Here is a 1,745-nt window from a genome sequence, read left to right as displayed (position 1 = left end):
GGCATCACGGCGTGCCAGACTGGGCAGCAACTTTTCACCCAAATACGGAACGAACACCACCGCCGCCACCCAGGATGCCAACAAGGCAATGGTGACCACCTGAAAGATGGAGCGGGTATATTCCCCGGTGCTTGATTCTGCAGTGGCAATGGGCAGAAAGCCTGCAGCGGTAATCAAGGTGCCGGTGAGCATGGGGAAGGCCGTACTGGTCCAGGCAAAGCCGGCCGCCTTGATACGGCTGAAACCCTGCTCCATTTTTATCGCCATCATTTCCACGGCGATAATGGCATCGTCCACCATCAGGCCCAGTGCCAACACCAGCGCACCCAGCGAAATCTTGTGCAGGCCGATGTCGAAATATTTCATCGAGGCAAAGGTCATCGCCAACACCAGCGGAATAGAGAACGCTACCACCAAGCCTGTGCGCCAACCCAGTGAAAAGAAACTCACCAGCAACACGATGGCCAGCGCCTCCATTAACACCTGCACAAATTCCCCCACACCGGCTTCTACTGCTGCCGGCTGGTCGGAAACCTTGCGCAGTTCCATGCCGATGGGCAGGTTTTCCTGCAATCTGGCGAACGTCTTGTCCAGGTTGTCACCCAATTTGAGAATATCGCCGCCGTCTTTCATGGAAACAGCAATCCCGATGGCATTCTCTCCCATGAATCGCATACGCGGCTGGGGCGGATCACTGAAACCACGATAAACGTTAGCGATGTCGCCAAGACGCAGGGTGCGGTTTTCCACCTGAATCGGAAAGTTGCGAATATCTTCCACGCTAGTGAATTCACCGGAGACCCTTAGACGTACGCGACTGCTCGGCGTTTCAAAAAAACCGGCATCGGCCACGGCGTTCTGCGACTGCAGTGCCTGCTGAACCGTCACCAACGGAATGCCCAGAGAGGCCAGTTTGGTATTGGCAATTTCTACCCAGATTTTTTCGTCCTGCAGACCGACCAGCTCCACCTTGCCCACGTCGTCCACCCGCTGCAGGGCCAGCTGCAAACGGTCGGCGTAGTCTTTCATGATGGCGTAATCAAAACCCTCGCCGGTAAGCGCATAGATGTTGCCGAAGGTGGTGCCAAATTCGTCGTTAAAAAAGGGACCACGTACGTCCTGGGGCAGGGTGTGGCGAATGTCGCCAATCTTCTTGCGTACCTGGTACCAGAGATCCTTGATGTCCTTGGAACGCATTTCATCCCGGGCCATGAACATGACCAATGACTGGCCGGGCCGGGAATAGGAGGTAATGCGTTCAAAGTCACCGGTCTCCATCAATTTCTTTTCCACCCGTTCGGTGATTTGCCGAGAGACTTCCTCGGCACTGGCACCGGGCCACAGGGTATTGATGGTCATCAGTTTGAAGGTAAAGGGCGGGTCTTCACTCTGGCCCAGGTTGGCATAGGAAATGGCCCCCATGGCACCGAGCAGAATCATGGCATAAAGCACCAGGGTGCGGTTCTTCAGCGCCCATTCGGAGAGGTTGAACGACATGGTCATACTCCCCTATTGATCCGCGTCTGCACTGGGCGCCGCATCGGCATCGCTGCCTGGCTCTGCGCTTGCGGCGTCAGCCTCTGCGGGCTCGGGCTGTACCGCCGCGACAGTCTGTTGCAAATCGAGCTGACGATTCTGACGATCCACCGGGATCACCGCCTGCCCTTCACGCAGCAGATGCGTGCCGGCGGTCACCACCCAATCCTGCGGCTGCAGACCGCTGAGCACCGGTACCACCTGCTCCT

The 1,745-nt window shown here is 57.0% G+C and carries 1 protein-coding gene and 1 pseudogene; both read right to left on the bottom strand.

Annotated elements, in window-relative coordinates:
* On the bottom strand, positions 1-1,497 hold a 1,497-nt coding region (locus tag A3754_RS21900; RefSeq protein ID WP_197468776.1), incomplete at its 3' end, for an efflux RND transporter permease subunit.
* Positions 1,498-1,509: 12 nt separating this feature from the next.
* Positions 1,510-1,745, bottom strand: a pseudogene (locus tag A3754_RS28070) (efflux RND transporter periplasmic adaptor subunit); the annotation flags it as partial.

This window comes from Alcanivorax sp. HI0083, assembly GCF_001635175.1.
The sequence above is the reverse complement of the archived record's forward strand: the minus strand, read 5'-3'. Positions and strand labels throughout refer to the sequence as shown.